Here is a 17,885-nt window from a genome sequence, read left to right as displayed (position 1 = left end):
GGGACCCTGCCACAACAAAAATGGGGAAGGATCCCATGCCAGCAATCGTGATCGTCGGAGCCCAGTGGGGCGATGAAGGCAAAGGCAAGGCAACCGACCTGCTCGGCGGCCGCGTGGACTACGTGGTCAAGCCGAACGGCGGCAACAACGCCGGCCATACCGTCGTCGTCGGGGGCGAGAAGTACGAGCTGAAGCTGCTGCCGGCCGGTATCCTCAGCCCCAACGCCACCCCCGTGATCGGCAACGGCTGCGTGGTCAACCTCGAGGCCCTGTTCGAGGAGATCGACGGGCTCGAGGCCCGCGGCGCGGACACCTCCCGGCTGCGCGTGTCCGCCAACGCCCACCTGGTGGCGCCCTTCCACCAGACCATGGACCGGGTCACCGAACGCTACCTGGGCAAGCGTGCCATCGGCACCACCGGCCGCGGCATCGGCCCGGCCTACATGGACAAGGTGGCCCGGCTGGGCATCCGCGTCCAGGACGTCTTCGACGAATCGATCCTGCGGCAGAAGGTCGAAGGTTCGCTGCGGCAGAAGAACGAACTGCTGGTCAAGGTCTACAACCGCCGCGATGTGGACATCGAGGAGACCGTGCAGTACTTCCTCTCCTTCGCGGAGCGGCTGCGCCCGCTGGTGGTCGATTCCACCTACCTGCTGAACAAGGCCCTGGACGAGGGCAAGGTGGTGCTGATGGAGGGCGGCCAGGCCACCTTCCTGGACGTGGACCACGGCACCTACCCGTTCGTCACCTCCTCCAACCCCACCGCCGGCGGCGCCTCCGTGGGCTCGGGTATCGGCCCGACCCGGATCACCCGCAGCGTGGGCATCATCAAGGCCTACACCACCCGCGTGGGTGCCGGCCCGTTCCCCACCGAGCTGTTCGACGAGATGGGCGAGTACCTGCAGAAGACCGGCGGCGAGTTCGGCGTCAATACCGGCCGGCCGCGCCGCTGCGGCTGGTATGACGCGGTGCTGGCCCGGCATGCCGCCCGGGTCAACGGCTTCACCGACTACTTCGTGACCAAGCTGGACGTGCTTACCGGGATCGAGCGCATCCCGGTCTGCGTGGCCTACGACGTGGACGGCGTCCGGCACGACGAGATGCCGATGACCCAGACCGAATTCCACCACGCCAAGCCGATCTTCGAGTACTTCGACGGCTGGACCGAGGACATCACCGGTGCCAGGAGCATCGAGGACCTGCCGGAGAACGCACGCAACTACGTGACGGCACTGGAAAAGATGTCCGGCACGCGCTTCTCCGCCATCGGCGTCGGACCGGACCGGGACCAGACCATCGTGGTCCGGGACCTGATCGAGGACTGACACCACCAGCCAAGGCCCCGGCCGGCGCATTGTCGCCGCCGGGGCCTTGGCGTACCATCTGCTCGCATGAGCGATGGGGACGACCTGCTCCGCCGCACCGCCGAGCTCGCAGTCCAGTACCTGCGCAGCCTGCCCGAGCGTCCGGTCCGGGGCGGCTACGACGACGTCGGCGCGCTCCGCGCGGCGCTGCTCACCGACCTGCCCGAGAGCGGCGAGGACCCCGGAGCGGTGATCGAACTGCTGGCCGAGGTGGGCGGGCGGGCAGCGGTGGCGATGGCCGGGCCGCGCTACTTCGGCTTTGTCATCGGCGGCTCGCTGCCGGCGGCCCTGGCTGCCGACTGGCTGACCTCGGCCTGGGACCAGAACGCCGTGCTGTATGCGGCCGGTCCGGCGGCGGCAGTGGCCGAGGAGGCGGTGGGCCGCTGGCTGCTGGAGCTCTTCGGCCTGCCGCCCGGCAGCGGCTACGGGCTGGTGACCGGCTGCCAGATGGCCCACTTCACCTGCCTGGCCGCGGCACGCGGGGCGGTGCTGCAGCGGGCCGGCTGGGACGCGACCGCGCAGGGCCTGTTCGGCGCCCCGGAAATCGCCGTCGTCGCCGGCGCCGAGGCGCACAGCACGCTCTTCACCGCGCTGCAGTACCTCGGGCTCGGCCGGGACCGGGTGCTCACGGCCGGCACCGACGCGCAGGGCCGGCTGCGGCTGGACGAGCTGGAACGGGTGCTCGGCGGGATCGAGGACGGAACCCCGCTGATCGTCAACCTCCAGGCCGGGAACGTGAACACCGGATCCTTCGATCCGCTCCGGCCGGCCATCGACCTGGTGCGCCGGCGCGAGAACAGCTGGGTGCACGTGGACGGCGCCTTCGGCCTGTGGGCGCAGGCCAGCACCCGGCTGCGCCACCTGACCGACGGCGTCGAACGGGCCGATTCCTGGGCCACGGACGGACACAAATGGCTCAACGTGCCCTACGACTCCGGGCTGGCCTTCGTCGCCGACGCCGCGGCGCACGCCCGCGCCATGGCCCCGCCGCACGCCGCCTACCTGCAGTACGCGCCCGGCCAGGGCCAGGCACCCGAGCGGGACCCCATTTCCTGGGTGCCGGAGGCGTCCCGCCGGGCGCGCGGCTTCACCCTCTATGCCGCCCTGCGCACGCTGGGCCGCGCGGGCGTCAGCGGCCTGGTCGAGCGCTGCTGCAGCCTGGCCGGACGGATGGCCGAGCGGCTGGTTGCCAACGGCGCCGAGGTGCTCAACGACGTCGTGCTCAACCAGGTGCTGGTCCGCTTCCATCCCGCCGGCGGCGGGGATCCGGACGAGTTCACCCGCGAGGTGGTCCGGCGGGTGCAGGCCGACGGCACACTCTGGCTCTCCGGCACCAGCTGGCAGGGCAGGTCCGCGATGCGCATCAGCGTCAGCAACTGGTCCACCACCGCCGCCGACGCCGACCGCTCGGCCGAGGCTATCCTGCGGTGTGCCGGCAGGTAGGCTGGGAGGGTACAGCACGCCGGCAAGACGGGAGCGCGCCATGAAGGTAAGCGTTGGGCAGTTCAACCCCACCGGGGACGTCAGCGAGAACCTGCGCGTGATGCGCTCGCTGGCCGAGGAAGCCAAGGCCGGCGGTGCGGAACTGGTCCTCTTCCCGGAGGAATCCATGTTCACCGTCGGCAAGGTCGAGGGGAAGCTGGCCGACGCCGTGCAGACCGGCTGGTCCATCTTCGTCCAGCAGGTGTCCTTCATCGCCGCGCAGACCGGTATCGCCGTGATCGCCGGCGGCTACGAATTCAGCGGCGAGTCCCGGCCGTACAACACCCTGGTGGCGGTGGACGAAACCGGGCGGATCCTGGCGACCTACCGCAAGCTGCACCTCTACGACGCCTTCTCCTACCGGGAATCGGCGCATATCAAGCCCGGCGACGGCGAGCCGGTGCTGGTGGAAATCGGCGGCCTGAAGGTCGGCATGATGACCTGCTACGACCTGCGCTTCCCGGAGATGGCGCGGGCGCTGGCGGTCGAAGGCGCGGACCTGATCTGCGTGGCCGCGGCCTGGTTCAAGGGCGACCACAAGGTGGACCACTGGGAAACGCTGCTGAAGGCCCGGGCCATCGAGAACACCTGCTGGGTGGCGGCCGCCGGCACCTCCAGCGAGCACACCGTAGGCCACTCCGTGGTGCTGGACCCTATGGGTGTGCCGCACGACTACCTCAATGACGAGGACCGCGGCATCGTCACCGTGGACGTCACCCGGCGGCGCATCGACGAGGTCCGCGAATTCCTGCCGGTGCTCAAGAACCGCCGGCTGGCCGGCAGCATGAACGTTGTCGAACCGCAGCTCTGACCCGGACGCCCCCGGGCATACCGGCCCCGCCATGTGGGCGCCGGGCCGGCGCTGGGGGACGCTGGCGCTGATCGCGGCGGGGATGGTCCTGGCCACCGCGGGGCTGGCCGCAGCCGAGCACTGGCTCTACCCGGACAAGTACCGGGACATCCAGGCCGTAGTGGCCGGCCACGACCGCAGCGGGCAGCTGGACCCGGTCGAGGACGTGACCGGCACCGCATGCCGGTCCGGACGCTGCCAGCAGGCGGTGCAGGCCGGCACGGACGTGCGCTTCGTCCGGTACGCCACGCGCGAGCTGGCCGCCGAAGCGGTGCCGCGAGAGGCCGCCGCCGGCCGGACGGCCTACCGGTCCGAGTGGGTGGTGGTGTCCTGGCCGGCAGGCACGCCGGCGGCCGAAACCGCCCTGGTGCGGGAGATTTTCCCCGCATCGGAAAAAAATTTGCCGGCCCCGTAACTTTTCCGGCACCGGCGGCGATTACGTTTATGTAGGCACCGCGCCGGAGCTTCCCCCCCAACGAGCTCCGGCGCGGTTTCTGCCCTTGCCGCCGGATTGGGGATGCTGTGGCTAAACTGAGGTCGCCGTATTCGAAGTGACCGAAGGACCTGACGTGGAATCATTGCTGACCGACGGCGATGTGTCCGCGGCAGCTTCAGGCAGTGGCCCGGCAGCGAACAAAATCTACCGGAGCCTCTCCCCGCAGGTGTTCGGCTATCTGACCGCCCGCGGCCTCGAGGATCCCGAGGCGGCCACCCAGGAGGTGTTCCTGACGCTGTTCGAAAAACTGGCCACCGTCACCGGCGGCGCGGAGGGCCTGCGCACCTTCGCCTTTTCCATTGCCCACGCCCGGGCCGTCGACGCCGCACGCCGCCGTGCCCGGCGGCCGGTGCCGGCGGTTTATGATCCGGATACCGACCTGCGCACCAGTGCCTCGGCGGAGGAACTGGTGCTGGAGCGCGCCGGCGGGGACGCCGTCGGGCTGCTGGCGGCCCTGAAGCCCGACCAGCGGGAAGTCCTGTCGCTGCGCATCATTGCCGACCTTCCGGTGGAACAGGTCGCCCGGATCATGGGCCGCTCCGAAGGGTCGGTCAAGCAGTTGCAGCGCCGGGGGCTGGGCGCGCTGCGCAAACTGGTCGAGAGCCAGCGGGAGGAGGAATCCTATGCCTGAACCTGACGAGCTGTTCGGCGGGCGGGACCGGGAGGAACCGGACAGCCCCCAGCTGCGCGGGGCGCTGGCCGCGATCCGCGACCTGGGACGCGGGCCGGTGCCGGAAGCCTCGGCCGCCGTGGCCGCCTTTTTCGTAGACCGGCCGGTGTCCCGGGCACCGCGCCGGCGCCGCCAGCGCAATTTCCTGGCCGGTGTCCTCGTTGCCGCCTCCATGGGGCTGGGAGCCGGGGCTGTCGCCGCGGCCAGCGGGGGTTTCCACTTCAGCGTCCAGGCCGGAGCGGACGGCACCGCCGACTTCGGCCGGCCTGGGATCAGTTCGACTGCCCTCCCGACGGTCACGGCCACGCCGTCTCCGGAAACGACGGCGGCCGCGGCTGCGTCCCCGGCGGCTACGGCTCCCGCCTCGGTTGCGGCCCCGGCTCCGACGGCGGCCCCGGCGTCAGTGCCGCCGGCACCGCCTGCCGGCCACCGCCGGCAGCAGACCGTACCGGAGCAAACGAAGGCCCCGGCGAAGCGTCCCCAGGCCGAAGCCGGACCGAAACAGGCCCGGACGCCCGCGCCGAAGGCAAACCAGCGTGCCTTGGACAGGGCCGGGCGCGGATGGCAGAAGGTGCGCGAAGATGCCCATGACCGGCGCGGCAAAGCCGGGCGCGGACTGGACAAGGCCGGGCACGGGCTCGTGGACAGTGTCCGGGAGGCCCTGACGCGGCTGCGCGGCGAGGATTCGGACCGGCAGTAGCGCAAGGGCCGGCCCCCGGGTTTTCCCGGGAGCCGGCCCTTGCGGCTACTGGCCTGGACTTACCGGCCGGTGGTGAACGTCCAGCTGGTGGCCGCCAGCCGGTTGCCGTCGGCGTCCCGGATGGTGTTGCTCAGCCTCACCGTGTAGCGGGTGTTGGCCTGCCGGGTGCCGCTGGGGTTCAGCGTGGCCGTGCGGGTGGCCGCGTTGTAGCTGACGGTGCCCGTCGCCTCCTGCCCGCGGCTGTTGAACAGCCGGAAGCTGGACCGCCCCACGCCGGTGACCGGTTCACTGAACCTGACCGTGACGTTGGTCGCCCGGCTCACACCGGTGGCCCCGGGTGCCGGGGTCCGGCTGCTCAGCGACGGTCCGGGCGCGGTGGTGAAGCTCCAGCTGGTGGCTGCCAACGGGTTGCCGGTGCCGTCCTTGATCGCGTTGCTGAGCCGGACGGTGTAGCGGGTGCCGGCGGCCAGGCTGGCGTTCGGGTTCAACGTGGCGGTCCGGGTGGCGGCGTTCCAGCTTACTGCCGCCGCTACGGTAGTGCCGGCCGGGTTGGTGACCCGGAGGCTGGTGCCGTTGATCCCGGTGACCGGCTTGCTGAACGTCACGGTGATGTTGCCGCCGGTGGCCACGTTGGTGGCGTTCACCGCCGGGGTCCGTCCGGTGATGGCCGGACCGGCTTCGGTGGTGAAGCTCCAGCTGGCGGCCGCCAGCGGGTTGCCGCTGGCGTCGCGGATGCCGGCGGCCAGGGCCACCGTGTAGCGGGTGCCGGCGGCCAGGTTCGCATTCGGATTCAGCGTCACGGTCCGGTTGGCTGCGTTGTAGCCGACCGCCGCGGCAACCGCAGCGTTGTTCGGCCCCCGCAGCGTGACCGTGCCGGTGCCGGCACCGGTGACCGGCTTGCTGAACGTCACGGTGATGTTGCCGTTGGCGGCCACATTGGTGGCGTTCACCGCCGGGGTCCGTCCGGTGATGGCCGGTCCGGCTTCGGTGGTGAAGGACCACGAGGTTGCCGCCAGCGCCTTGCCCTGCCGGTCCGTAATGCCATCGGCCAGCTTCACCGTGTACCGGGTGTTGACGGCCAGGTTGGCGTTCGGGTCCAGCGTGGCCGTCCAGCTGATCGGGTCGTAGCTGAACGCGGCAGGCACCGCGGCACCGTTGGACGCCGTCAGCGTCATCGTGCCGGCGCTGATGCCGGGTACGGCCTCGCTGAAGGTCGCGGTTACGTTGGCGTTGGTGGCCACGTTGGTTGCGTTCGACGCCGGGGTCCGCCCGGCCACCGCGGGGGCGGGTCCGGTGGTGGTGAACGTCCAGCTGGTCGCTGCCAGCGGCTTGCCGCTGCCGTCCTTGATGCCCTCCGTCAGGCGCACCGTGTAGACGGTGTCCGCGGCCAGGTCGGCGTTGGGATCCAGTGTCGCCGTGTGCGTGGCCTCGTCGTAGTTCACGGTAGCCGCCACGGGGGTGCCTGCTCCGGTGCCCGGAGTGAGCGTCATGGTGCTTCCGTCGACGCCGGTCACCGCTTCGCTAAACGTGGCGCTCACGGTGCTGTTGGCCGCGACCTCCGTCGCATCGTTCGCCGGAGTCCGCACCGCCACGGTGGGGGCCGGCCCCTCGGTGGTGAAGCTCCAGCTGGCCTGGGCCAGCGCCAGACCGTCGGCGTCCTGGATGGTGTCGCCCAGTTCCACGATGTACACCGTGTCCTGGTCCAGGTCCTGGTCCGGATTCAGGGTTACCGTTCGAGTGGCCTCGTCCCAGGACACTGTGGCGGGCACGAATTCCCCGTCGAAGGCCCTGAACATCCGGAACGAGTTTTCGTCGAGGCCGGTGACCGGCTCGCTGAACGTGGCCGTGACGTTGGCCGTGACCGGAACCTCGGTGGCGCCGTCCTGCGGATCCTGGGCCGTCACCGTCGGAGTCCCGATTTCCGCTCCGTTGATGTCGAAGGCTCCGTCCGCGAACTGGAGGCGTTCGATGTTGGTGAGCCGGTCCGTGCCGTCATCGACATTGCCGGTAGCCCCCACATGGGTCACAGTGGTGACGCCGTCGGTGGTGGTGATGTCGTATTCGTTCCGTGCGCCGGAGTAATTCGCGGTGTCGACGTCGGTCTCCGCCGCGGTGTCCAGGATTTCCCGGACGATGACGACGTTGCCGGGGTTGATCCTGCCGGCCTGCAGGTCCGCCTGGAGCTCCTTCAGCGAGTTGGCGCTGCGGGTCTCGGTGGCCGGATCGGCCGGGTCGGTGCGCACGCTCAGCCGGACGTTGAGCCACTTGTCGCCGTCGATAATGTCGTCCGCGCCGTTGCCCCAGATCTGGTCCGAACCGGAGCCGCCGATGATGATGTCGCCGGCGCCGAACTCGGTGGCGCCCTTCGGCAGCAGGCCGGCCAGGCCGTCGATCCGCTTGATGCCGTCGGCGTCGAGCACGTTGGTCAGGCCGGGGACGCCGACCTCGTCTCCGGCCGGATCGGACGGAACCGTGTCCTCGCCGCGCAGCACGTCGTCCTTGTCCCAGCCGGAGAGGCCTTCGACCAGCAGGAACCTGTCCCGCAGGGCGTTCGGGCCGTCCACGATCAGCATGCGCATGTCCGAGTCGCCCGGTTCCACGGACCGGGCGTGGGTCACCCAGTCGAAGCCGTAGACGCCGTGGTTGCGCTCGATGCCCGGGCCGGCGACCATGATGTCGTCCCCGCCCTCGGCGTCGTAGTCGTCCTCGCCGCTGTCGCCGATCAGCACGTCGTGGCCGGGCTTGTTCAGGTCGTCGAAGAACGGCGCCCCGCTGTCGCCCTGGAGCAGGTCGTTCGAGTTGCCGCCTTCCTGCCAGTCGTCGCCGCCGCCGCCGAACACGGTGTCCGGGCCGTCGCCGGCCATGACCAGGTCGTTGCCTTCGCCGGCGAAGGTCTCGTTGGCATTCAGCCCGCCGTTGGCGAAGTCGTCGCCGTCGCCGGACATGATGATGTCCAGCCCCGGGCCGGCGTCGATGGCGTCGTTGCCCGGCCCGCCCTTGAGCACGTCGTCGCCGGCGGAATCGGTGATCCGGTCATCGCCCTCGCCGCCGAGCACGGTATCCGCGCCGTCGTTGCCTTCGATGACGTCGTCGCCCTCGTTGCCCCAGAAGGTGTCGTTGTCGACGCCGCCCCAGACCCGGTCCCGGCCGGAGGTGCCGTTGTAGGTGGCCTGGGCGTTCAGGCCCGGCCGGTCCACGGCGTTGGAGACGCGGTAGCGGATGGTTCCGTCCGCCATCCGCAGCAGCAGCTTGGATTCGTCACAGGCCGACGCCGGATCGTCCAGCACGTTGTTGCCGGTACCCGGGGTGATGCTGCCCAGTTCGAATTCGCAGTCCGCGACGCCAAAGACGTCGGCCTTGAGCGCGGCGGCGTCGGTGTTGCGCATGACCAGTTCCGCCATCGAGTTGCCTTCGAGCTGGGTGCGCAGGTTCAGGCCCGAGGTGCGGGAGAGGTAGTACAGCCGGTCCCCGTCCTGCAGGTCGGTCAGCTGGCGCTCGAAGATGTAGTTGAAGGTGCTGCCCAGCAGCCCGCCGAAGAGGTTCTGGGCCTCGGCCAGGCCGCCGACCCAGAGGTCCACCGCGTCCACGCCGGTGGCGGAGCTGCCGTTGTCCGTGGCCCACTGGGTCTCCGGGGCGCTGTTGACGAAGGCATAGGCGTCCGCCGGGGTATCCGGATTGGTCACGTCCATGTCGAACAGCAGCTGCGCCGCCGCGCGCTTGGCCTTGATGGTGGTGGCATTCGTGATGCTCGGGTGGGTGCCGTAGGCGGCCATGAAGTTGACCACCGAGTCCGGGTGCTTCAGCGCCTGGCCGAAGTCCACCCAGCTCTCGTACGGCTTCAGCGAGGAGTCGTTGGTCTTGCGGTACAGGTCCGTGCGGAAGTTGTTCAGCGACGGAACGCCGGTGTCCCGGCCGCGGGCGAGGTTCAGCGCCGCCAGGTCCAGCGGCAGCCCGAGCACGTTGTTGCGCAGCGTGTCGGTGACGAACTCGTCCAGCTCGGCGCCGACCTGGTCGGTCATGCCCATCGCGATGGCGCCGGCGGCGGCTTCCGGACTCAGCTGGCTGCCGCCGTTGGCGTAGTAGGCCGGCGGGTTCAGGAAGGCCTCCAGCAGCGGCATGCCGATGTCGGTGCCGTTGTTGGTCTTCCGGTCCACCCGGTCGGTGAGCATGGAGTGCCCGAAGCGATAGGTGGCGTGGGCGAACTCGGCCTTGATCGCCGGATTGATCCCCGTATCGGACTGGGTGAAGACGTTGAACGGGTTGATCCCCGGCTGGATCTTGCGCGCAAAGTCCTCGAAGACGATGTGCTGGTACTCCATCTCGGTGACAAAGCGGGCGGCCTGGAAGAGACGCTCGCCGTTCCAGGCCCCGCTGGCCAGCTTCCACTCGTCCAGGTCGAGGTTCAGGAAGGTCAGCAGGTCCTGCATGTAGCCGACCAGCCGGTTGTGCTCGGAGTGGAAGATCTGGTGGATCGCGGTCAGTCCGATGTTCTCGTTGACCCGGCCGTCGCCGGCGACGAAGTGCGCGTTGAGCATTTCGTCGTCGTAGGTGCCCGCCGGCTGCCGCGCGGCGGCGCCGGTGATGGCGCCGTCGTCGTCCTTGGCCAGCGGGGCGCCGGTGCGGGAGTCGAAGGGCACCGCGTTGTGGGAAATGTCGTCCAGGAAGGCGATGCCGGTGCGCTGGACGTCCGCCGGCGGAGCCACCGGGCTGTCCAGGTTGCCCTCGATGAGCTGGTTGTCCTGGGTGATGTACTGCGGCAGCCCGTGGGGCCCGCGCAGGAAGCGGCCGTACTGGTCGGTGGCCAGCAGCGGGATATTCGCCACGTCGGCGTCGGACAGCAGCAGGCCGAGCTTGGCCGCGGCCTGGCCCTTGAGGTCCTTCCAGGTGGACATGCCGCCCTTGGTACCGTTGGGCGTTCCTTCGGCCATCCGGCCGGTGGCGACCGGCTTGCCGTCGTCGCTCAGTTCGTATTCGCGCAGGAAGACCTGGTGCGAGGGATGGGAGGAGTACGTCTGGCTCTGGTCCACCCACGGCGAGTCCGTGTTGGTGCCGTCCGGGACGTCGTCCTCGGTGCCCAGCTTGCCGTCGGGACCGGGCTGGTTCTCGGCCCGGTTCAGGATCATAAAGCGCTGGCTGGCCGGGACCTTGCCCTCCAGCACCAGCGGATCGTCCGCCGCCAGCGGCATCATCACGTAGTTGCTGGTCTTCTTGGTGAAGTCCACGCCGTGGTCGAAGAACTGGCCGAACAGCGCGAAGAAGCCGTTGTAGGGCGGGGAGAGTCCGAAGTCGGTGGTGACGTTCGGGATGTCCAGGGTCCCGCCTTCGGGTACGCAATGCTCGGTCGCCGGGTCCTGGCCCTCCGCGCAGGGCACCGCGGTGGGGCCGTCATTGACGGTGCGGTGGGCCTTGCCGGCGGCCGCGATGGCTGCCGGGTTGGCGGCGGTCTGGTCCACGATCACGTTGGAGATGAACCGCGGCTCGGCGTCGGTCAGGTTGGCGTTGACCGTCCCGTAGCTCTTCCCGTCCGCAGTGGTGCGCCACTGCGGATCGGCCATCCGCGGGAAGGGCAGGCTGCCCGCCCCGTAGTGGCCCTGGTCCTTGACCAGGTTGTTCTCCGAGCCGTCCACCGTGCGCAGCCCGTAGGGCAGCAGGGCGTTGGCGATCTGGTTGGGCCCGCTGCCCAGCAGCGGCTGGCCGGGAACCGGCTTTCCGTCGGCGTCTTCCTTGGTCGCGTGGTTCTCGGCGATCTTGATCTGCTTGAGGATGAACCGCATATCGCCGGCGTTCAGGGTCAGTCCCTGCCCCACGGGTGCGGCTACCGCCGCCGGGGCGAGCGCCGCGGGCAGGAAGCCGGCGCCCAGGACCAGTGCCGCCAGTCCGGCGGTGAACCGGCGGGCGGCAGGCCGGCGGCCTCTGTCCGGTGGCAGGTTGTCGTAAGGTTTCGTCCGGCGGGCAGAGCGCAGCATCGTAGTTCCCCCTGGGTCGAGCGATTCGGCTGGCCTCAGCATCGCCATCCGACCTTGGGGAATTCTTGGGATGCAGCAAAAAGCCCGCCGGGCCGTGAACCTTTCCGATGGAAAGTTCGTGCGGCCCGGCGGGCAGCCTCCGCCGGTGACTCAGTCCCGGTGCGCTGTGCCTGTTGTGGCGGCCGCCTGCGCGGCCAGGTAGTGCGCCGCGCTCTTCTGCAGTTCCCGCTCGGCGCCCAGGCTCTGTTCCAAGGCCGCCAGCTGCTGCGCGGTTTCGGCCTGCTGCGCCGCGGTCCGGGCCTGCTGCTCGGCGGTCTCCCGCTGCCGGGCGGCCTCCTGGCCCACGCTGTTCAGGGCCGCGCTGAGCTGCAGCTGCTGTTCGGCCAGCAGCCGCTGGGTGACCTGCAGCTGGGCAATGAGTTCCAGCTGCGCATCGGCTGCGGCCCGGCTGCCGTCCGGCTCACCGGCTGCCAGCGGCGCGCGGTGGTGCGGTTCGGCCTGGCGCTGGGCCCCGTCCCGGCCGGCCTTGGGCAGGCTGCCGGTCATGGCGAGGACCTTGGCGAACTCGCGGTCCAGGTCGGCGTCGCCGGCCGGCACTGCCGCATGCTGGCCGGTGCCGGCCGGCTTGGCCGGCACGATGTCCACGGTGCGCCGCAGCGGTGCTTCCTTGATGAACAGGATGCAGAGCAGGGCCACGACGGACATGACGGCCGCAACCGTGAAGATCAGGGCTGTCCCGTCGCCGTAGGCGGCGCGGACGATGCGGGCGACCCGCGGCGGCAGGTCCACCAGGTCCAGCGACGCGCCGCCGGAGCCGGCGGTGTGGATGCCGGCACGGCGCAGGCCCTTGGTGACCAGGTCGGTGACATGGGTGCCCATCACTGCGCCCAGGACCGAGACGCCCGCCGCGCCGCCGACGGTGCGGAAGAACGCCACAGACGCGCTGGCCGCGCCGATGTTTTTGGCCGCCACGGTGTTCTGGACGGCCAGGACCAGGTTCTGCAGGAGCAGGCCGAGGCCGAGGCCGAAGATGAAGGTGTAGCCGCCCACGAGTGCCATGTCGGTCTCGTGGTCGATGGTCCCGGCCAGTCCGAGGCCGGCAATCAACAGCACGGACCCGGCGACCAGGAAGCGCTTCCACCGGCCGTAGCGGCTGATCAGCTGTCCGGAGAGGATCGAGCCGATCAGGTTGCCGGCAATCATGGGCAGGGTCAGCAGGCCCGCTTCGGTGGGGGTGGCGCCGCGGGCCACCTGGTAGTACTGGCCCAGGTAGGTGGAGCTGGCGAACATGGCCACGCCGACGGCGATGGAGGCGATGATGGACAGCGCCGTGGTGCGCTCGGCGATGATTTTCAGCGGAATGATCGGCTGGGACACCTTGGCTTCGACCACGACCAGCGCGGACAGCAGTACGACGGCGCCGCCGACCATCAGCGCGGAGGTTCCGGAGGCCCAGTCGTAGTAGCCTTCCTGGCCGGCGAAGCTGACCCAGATCAGCAGCAGGCTGACGCCCGCGGTGAGCAGGACGGCGCCGGCCCAGTCGATCGTGGCAGGACGCTTCACGTGCTTGATCTTCAGGGTCTTCTGCAGCAGCACCAACGCGATCACGGCCAGCGGAACGCAGACAAAGAAGGTCCAGCGCCAGCCCAGCGAACTGTCCACGATGAAGCCGCCCAGCAGCGGGCCGCCGGCGGTGGCCACGGCCATCACGGCACCCAGGTAGCCGGAGTAGCGGCCGCGCTCGCGCGGCGGGATCATCGTGCCGATGATGGCCATGGCCAGGGCGGTCAGGCCGCCCATCGCAATGCCCTGGACCACGCGGGCGCCCAGCAGCACCGGGATGTTCTGCGCCAGGCCCGCGGCCACGGAGCCGGCGACGAAGATGACGATGGAGAGCTGGACCAGCACCTTTTTGTTGAACAGGTCCGCCAGCTTGCCCCAGATCGGGGTGGTGACGGCGTTCGCCAGCAGCGCGGCGGTGATGACCCAGGCGAAGTCGGTCTGGGTTCCCTTCAGCTCCGACATGATGGTCGGCAGGGCATTGGCGACGATGGTGCTGCTGAGGATGGCGGTAAACAGGGCGGCCAGCAGCCCGGTCAGGGCCTCCAGGATCTGGCGGTGCGTCATCTGCCCGTCACTGTGGGGTGGTGCAGTGGTGGGGGTTGTCATCAGTTCACTCCTGCGAGCGTTGCGGACTTGTGGTCCTGGGTGGTTCCGGCCTTCGTTGCCCGGGGTGAATTCTGCAGGGCGGCCCGCAGGGCCGCGTTGAGGTCCGCGATGATGCGGGCCGCCTCATGGGCCCGGTCTTCTTCCCAGCCCGAGAGCAGTGCCTGGATCGTTTCGGTCCGGCGTTGTTCCGCCTCCGCGAGCCGCTCCCGGCCTTCGGGCGAGAGCGAGAGCAGGTGCGCCCGCCCGTCTGCGGGGTCCGGCCGCCGCACCACCAGGCCGTGCTCCTCAAGGTCGGCCACCTGGCGGCTCATCGCCGAGTTTCCGATGCCCAACCGGGCAGCAATGTCGGAGGCGCGTGTCTCGCCCGCGATACTGATCATGCGCAGGACGCCTTCAACGGCCGCGCCGAGGTCCGAGTGGCGGGGTGCGGCGCCGGCGGCGCAGCGGACGGAGCGCTGCAGGTCGAAGATGCAGTGCACTAGGGCGGATGCGGTGTTCGGGGTAACGCTCATGATGCCTCTACTTGTTGGTTGCCTCCAGCAACTATACGTTGATTAGTTTGGTAAGTCAACTAACTATTCCTGGCAGGGCGGTTAACGCGCAAGGCCGCCGCACTCCGGAGAGTGCGGCGGCCTGATGTGGGGGCCCCTACGCGGTGAGCTGGCGCTTCGAGGAAATGACGCCGGTGTCGAAACCGGCCAGATGCAGGCCGCCGTGGAAGCGGGCGTGCTCGATCTTCACGCAGCGGTCCATAACCACGTTCAGTCCGGACTCCTCGGCCTTCGCGGCGACCTCCTCGTGCCAGGAGCCCAGCTGCAGCCAGATGGTCTTCGCGCCGACGGCGATCGCCTCGTCCAGCACGCCCGGCAGGTCGTCATGCTTGCGGAAGACGTCCACCAGGTCCGGGGTCTCGGGCAGGTCCGCCAGCGAGGCGTAGACCGGCTGGCCCAGGATCTCCTTGGCCACCGGATTGACGAAGTACACCTTGTACGGGGACGAGGACAGCAGGTACGTGGCCACGAAGTAGGACGCGCGGCTGGGCTTGTCCGAGGCGCCGACGATGGCGATGCTCTTCGTCCTGCGCAGGATGTTCAGCCGCTCCGGGGCGGAGGGACCTTCCCAGGTGCGTTCGGCGGCAGCGGTGCTCACTTGGCGGCCCCTTCCTCGGCTTCGACGGCTTCTTCGACGGCTTCGACCACCCGGGTGCCCGGCTCGGTTGCCGCGGCCCGTGCGGACGGCAGGACGCACGCCTCGCCGTCGTACGTGGGGGAGGCAAACTCGCCCGGATTGAAGACATGATCCTCGTGCGTACGGTCCGGGCCGTGTTCGGCGCCGGCCTGCTGCGAGGCGGCCAGGGCCTGGTCGAGGTCCCAGATGATGTCCTCGACGTCCTCCAGGCCCACCGAGATGCGGATCAGGTCCTCCGGCACGCCGGCTGCCTCCAGCTGGTCGGCGGAGAGCTGCTGGTGCGTGGTGGATCCCGGGTGCAGGATCAGCGTGCGGGCGTCGCCGATGTTGGCCAGGTGGGACGCCAGCTGCAGGGCCTCGATGAACGTCTGCCCGGCCGCGCGGCCGCCCTTGACCCCGAAGGAGAAGACCGAGCCCACGCCCAGCGGCAGCAGTTCCTTGGCCCGTTCGTGGTGCGGGTGGCCCGGCAGCCCGGCGTAGTTCACGTAGACCACGCGCTCGTCCGCGGCCAGCCACTCGGCCACCTTCTGCGCGTTGGCCAGATGGTTGTCCATGCGCTGGGGCAGGGTCTCCACGCCGATCAGCAGCTGGAAGGCGGACTGCGCCGGCAGGGACGGGCCGATGTCGCGCAGCTGCTCGGAGCGCAGCTTGGTCAGGAAGCCGTACTCGCCGAAGTTGCCCCACCAGGAGACGTTCCCGTACGACGGGACCGGCTCGGTCATCTGCGGGAACTTGCCGTTGCCCCAGTTGAAGCGGCCGGATTCGACGACGACGCCGCCCAGGGTGGTGCCGTGCCCGCCGAGGAACTTGGTGGCGGAGTGGATCACGATGTCCGCGCCGTGCTCGATCGGGCGCAGCAGGTAGGGCGGGGTCAGGGTGGAGTCGACGATCAGCGGGATGCCGGCGCCGTGCGCCACCCTGGCCAGGCCCTTCAGGTCCGCGATGTCGCCGGAAGGGTTGGCCACGACCTCGGTGTAGACGGCCTTGGTGTTCTCCCGGATGGCCGCGGCGAACTCCGCCGGGTCGGTGGAGTCGATGAAGGTGGTTTCCACCCCGAAGCGGCGCAGCGTAACGTCCAGCTGGGTGATCGTGCCGCCGTAGAGCTTGGACGAGGCCACGATGTGGTCCCCGGCCGCGGTCAGCGCCGCGAAGGTGACGAACTCGGCGGCCATGCCCGAGGACGTGGCCACCGCGCCGATGCCGCCCTCGAGCGAGGCGATGCGCTCCTCGAAGGCAGCCACCGTCGGATTGCCGATGCGGGAGTAGATGTTGCCGTACTTCTGCAGCGCAAACAGGTTGGCGGCGTCGTCGGTGTCCTTGAAGACAAACGAGGTGCTCTGGTAGATCGGCACGGCACGGGCGCCGTGCTCGGCATCGGGGGTGCCGCCGGCGTGCAGGGCACGGGTGCGGAAACCGAATTTACGTTCGCTCACTTAACTCCAACCAATTCAGTATCGTTCTTGCGGGCCAGATCTGCCTCCAGCTCGCGGACGATCGGCAGCACATCGCGGCCGAAGGCCTCGACCTCCTCCTGGAAGTGCAGGTAGCAGGTCAGCAGCAGGTTCACGCCGATCTTCTTGTACTCCACAATACGTTCGGCAATCTGCTCGGGCGTACCAATGAGTCCTGTTTTGAAGCCGTCGTTGTACTGGATGAGGTCCTCGAAGCTCGAATCCGCCCACATGCCCTTGCCGTCCTTGGTGGACGGGCCGGCCTCCTGGACCGCGTCCCGGAAGCCTTCGACGGCGGGAACATGGGCCTTGGCGACGATCTCGCGCAGGGTCTCGCGCGCTTCCTTCTCGGTCCCGCGGGCGATCACGAAGCCGTTGAGGCCGAAGCGGGGCTTCCGGCCCGCGGCGGCGGCGGAGGCCTGCACGCCGGCGATGTTCTCCTTGAAGCCGTCCAGGTCCTTGCCGTTGGAGAAATACCAGTCAGCCTGCCGGCCGGCGGTGGCCTGGGCCGCGGTGGAGTTGCCGCCGAAGAAGATCTCGGGGTGCGCCCGGCCAGGAATGTCCAGCGGGCCGGGGCTGAGGGTGAAGTCCTTGATGTTGTAGTACTTGCCCGCGAAGGAGAAATCCTTCTGCGTGAGCAGCCCGCGCAGGACGGTGATGAACTCCTCGGTGCGCACGTAGCGCTCGTCATGCTCCAGCCAGGGCAGGCCGAAGTTCACGAACTCGTCCTTGAGCCAGCCGGAGACGATGTTCACGGCGGCCCGGCCGTTGGAGATGTGGTCGGCGGTGATCAGCCACTTGGCCAGCACGCCGGGGTGCCACATGCCCGGATGGACGGCGGCGATGACCTTGAGCTTCTCCGTGGCGCCGAGCAGGCCCAGCGAGAAGCTGGTGGCCTCGTGCTGCTTGTCCGCGCCGTAGCTGGCCGCGTAGCGGGTCTGCGACAGGGCGTATTCGAAGCCGGCGTCCTCGGCGATCCGGGCCAGCTTCTTGTTGTAGTCGAAGTCCCAGCTGGTGCGCTGCTCGATGGTGGAGACCACGAGGCCGCCGGAAACGTTCGGGACCCAGTAGGCGAACTTCAGCGGGGTCCGCAGGTCGGCGGCGGGGCTGACGGGGGTGCTGGTGCTCATCATGAATTCCTTGGTGGGGTGGCAGGGAATCCCGGGCAATGACGATCCTGCAGGCCGGGGGCACGGCTGCTCCGGATCAAAGATTGCTTGCGCTCTCTCCATCGCTTCTGGCGGTAGCACCCTTCCGGAAGGCCGGGGGGTTGCTGCGGCGTCGCTGAGCCAGATCTCTCGGCCGCTCGGGATGGTCCCCAACATTGTCGCAAAGCCGCGGCGGCCGGTTCAAGGACCCGGGCTGAGTATTGCGCTGCATTGCGGCCGGCCGGGAACTTGCTGGAGGCCGGCCCCGCCCGGTCCACTCCGTCCGCCGGACCTCGCCTGCCGTCCGCCCGCCGGGCCCCGCCGCCCTCCGGTCTCCGGGCCCCGCCGCCCATGTTTAGGCTTCAACTTCTGTAAACCTGCAGGTCAGAGCATTGCTTGAA

The 17,885-nt window shown here is 69.5% G+C and carries 12 protein-coding genes and 1 riboswitch; of the genes, 6 read left to right on the top strand and 6 right to left on the bottom strand.

Translation table 11 applies throughout. The features are described 5' to 3' along the window. Positions 1-35: 35 nt before the first annotated feature. The 6 genes from LVY72_RS21970 to LVY72_RS21945 all read left to right on the top strand — a co-directional run bounded on the left by LVY72_RS21970 (position 36) and on the right by LVY72_RS21945 (position 5,562). Complete coding sequence (locus LVY72_RS21970; protein WP_237826618.1) at positions 36-1,325, top strand: adenylosuccinate synthase; 1,290 nt, start codon at positions 36-38, stop codon at positions 1,323-1,325. Positions 1,326-1,391: 66 nt separating this feature from the next. Further along, positions 1,392-2,807, top strand: a complete 1,416-nt coding sequence (locus tag LVY72_RS21965; RefSeq protein WP_237826616.1) for a pyridoxal phosphate-dependent decarboxylase family protein — start codon at positions 1,392-1,394, stop codon at positions 2,805-2,807. A gap of 40 nt (positions 2,808-2,847) precedes the next feature. Beyond that, on the top strand, positions 2,848-3,657 hold the full coding sequence (locus tag LVY72_RS21960) for a carbon-nitrogen hydrolase family protein (protein WP_237826614.1): 810 nt from the start codon (positions 2,848-2,850) through the stop codon (positions 3,655-3,657). Continuing rightward, positions 3,638-4,111: a hypothetical protein gene (locus tag LVY72_RS21955; RefSeq protein ID WP_237826612.1), complete on the top strand. Its 474-nt coding sequence runs from the start codon at positions 3,638-3,640 to the stop codon at positions 4,109-4,111. Before LVY72_RS21960 ends, LVY72_RS21955 begins: the two co-directional genes overlap by 20 nt. A gap of 154 nt (positions 4,112-4,265) precedes the next feature. Further along, complete coding sequence (locus tag LVY72_RS21950; protein WP_237826609.1) at positions 4,266-4,823, top strand: RNA polymerase sigma factor; 558 nt, start codon at positions 4,266-4,268, stop codon at positions 4,821-4,823. Further along, positions 4,816-5,562, top strand: coding sequence for a hypothetical protein (locus LVY72_RS21945; protein WP_237826608.1), 747 nt, complete (start codon positions 4,816-4,818; stop codon positions 5,560-5,562). Before LVY72_RS21950 ends, LVY72_RS21945 begins: the two co-directional genes overlap by 8 nt. Positions 5,563-5,621: 59 nt before the next feature. Here LVY72_RS21945 and LVY72_RS21940 read toward each other — a convergent pair whose 3' ends face one another. The 6 genes from LVY72_RS21940 to sfnG form a co-directional block, all read right to left on the bottom strand. Beyond that, positions 5,622-11,528 carry an Ig-like domain-containing protein gene (locus LVY72_RS21940; RefSeq protein ID WP_237826607.1) on the bottom strand — a complete coding sequence of 1,969 codons (5,907 nt, stop codon included), beginning with the start codon at positions 11,526-11,528 and terminating at the stop codon, positions 5,622-5,624. Positions 11,529-11,678: 150 nt separating this feature from the next. Further along, positions 11,679-13,697 carry an MDR family MFS transporter gene (locus LVY72_RS21935; RefSeq protein WP_237826602.1) on the bottom strand — a complete coding sequence of 673 codons (2,019 nt, stop codon included), beginning with the start codon at positions 13,695-13,697 and terminating at the stop codon, positions 11,679-11,681. Continuing rightward, positions 13,697-14,209 carry a MarR family winged helix-turn-helix transcriptional regulator gene (locus LVY72_RS21930; protein ID WP_237826600.1) on the bottom strand — a complete coding sequence of 171 codons (513 nt, stop codon included), beginning with the start codon at positions 14,207-14,209 and terminating at the stop codon, positions 13,697-13,699. Before LVY72_RS21930 ends, LVY72_RS21935 begins: the two co-directional genes overlap by 1 nt. Positions 14,210-14,345: 136 nt before the next feature. Beyond that, positions 14,346-14,846, bottom strand: a complete 501-nt coding sequence (locus tag LVY72_RS21925) for a CoA-binding protein (RefSeq protein ID WP_237826598.1) — start codon at positions 14,844-14,846, stop codon at positions 14,346-14,348. Beyond that, the gene (locus tag LVY72_RS21920; protein WP_237826596.1) at positions 14,843-16,318 is read right to left on the bottom strand and encodes an O-acetylhomoserine aminocarboxypropyltransferase/cysteine synthase family protein; all 1,476 of its coding nucleotides are present in this window, start codon (positions 16,316-16,318) and stop codon (positions 14,843-14,845) included. The genes LVY72_RS21925 and LVY72_RS21920 overlap by 4 nt, the downstream gene beginning before the upstream one ends. Then, positions 16,315-17,469 (bottom strand): dimethylsulfone monooxygenase SfnG, encoded by a 1,155-nt coding sequence (gene sfnG, locus LVY72_RS21915; protein ID WP_372463755.1) that lies wholly within the window; start codon positions 17,467-17,469, stop codon positions 16,315-16,317. The genes LVY72_RS21920 and sfnG overlap by 4 nt, the downstream gene beginning before the upstream one ends. A gap of 92 nt (positions 17,470-17,561) precedes the next feature. Then, positions 17,562-17,654, bottom strand: a riboswitch (SAM riboswitch). Between the last annotated feature and the right edge of the window lie 231 nt (positions 17,655-17,885).

The organism is Arthrobacter hankyongi (genome assembly GCF_022012395.1).
Lineage (GTDB): Bacteria > Actinomycetota > Actinomycetes > Actinomycetales > Micrococcaceae > Crystallibacter > Crystallibacter hankyongi.
Note: the sequence above shows the minus strand (reverse complement) of the source record. Positions and strands in the feature narration are given on the sequence as shown.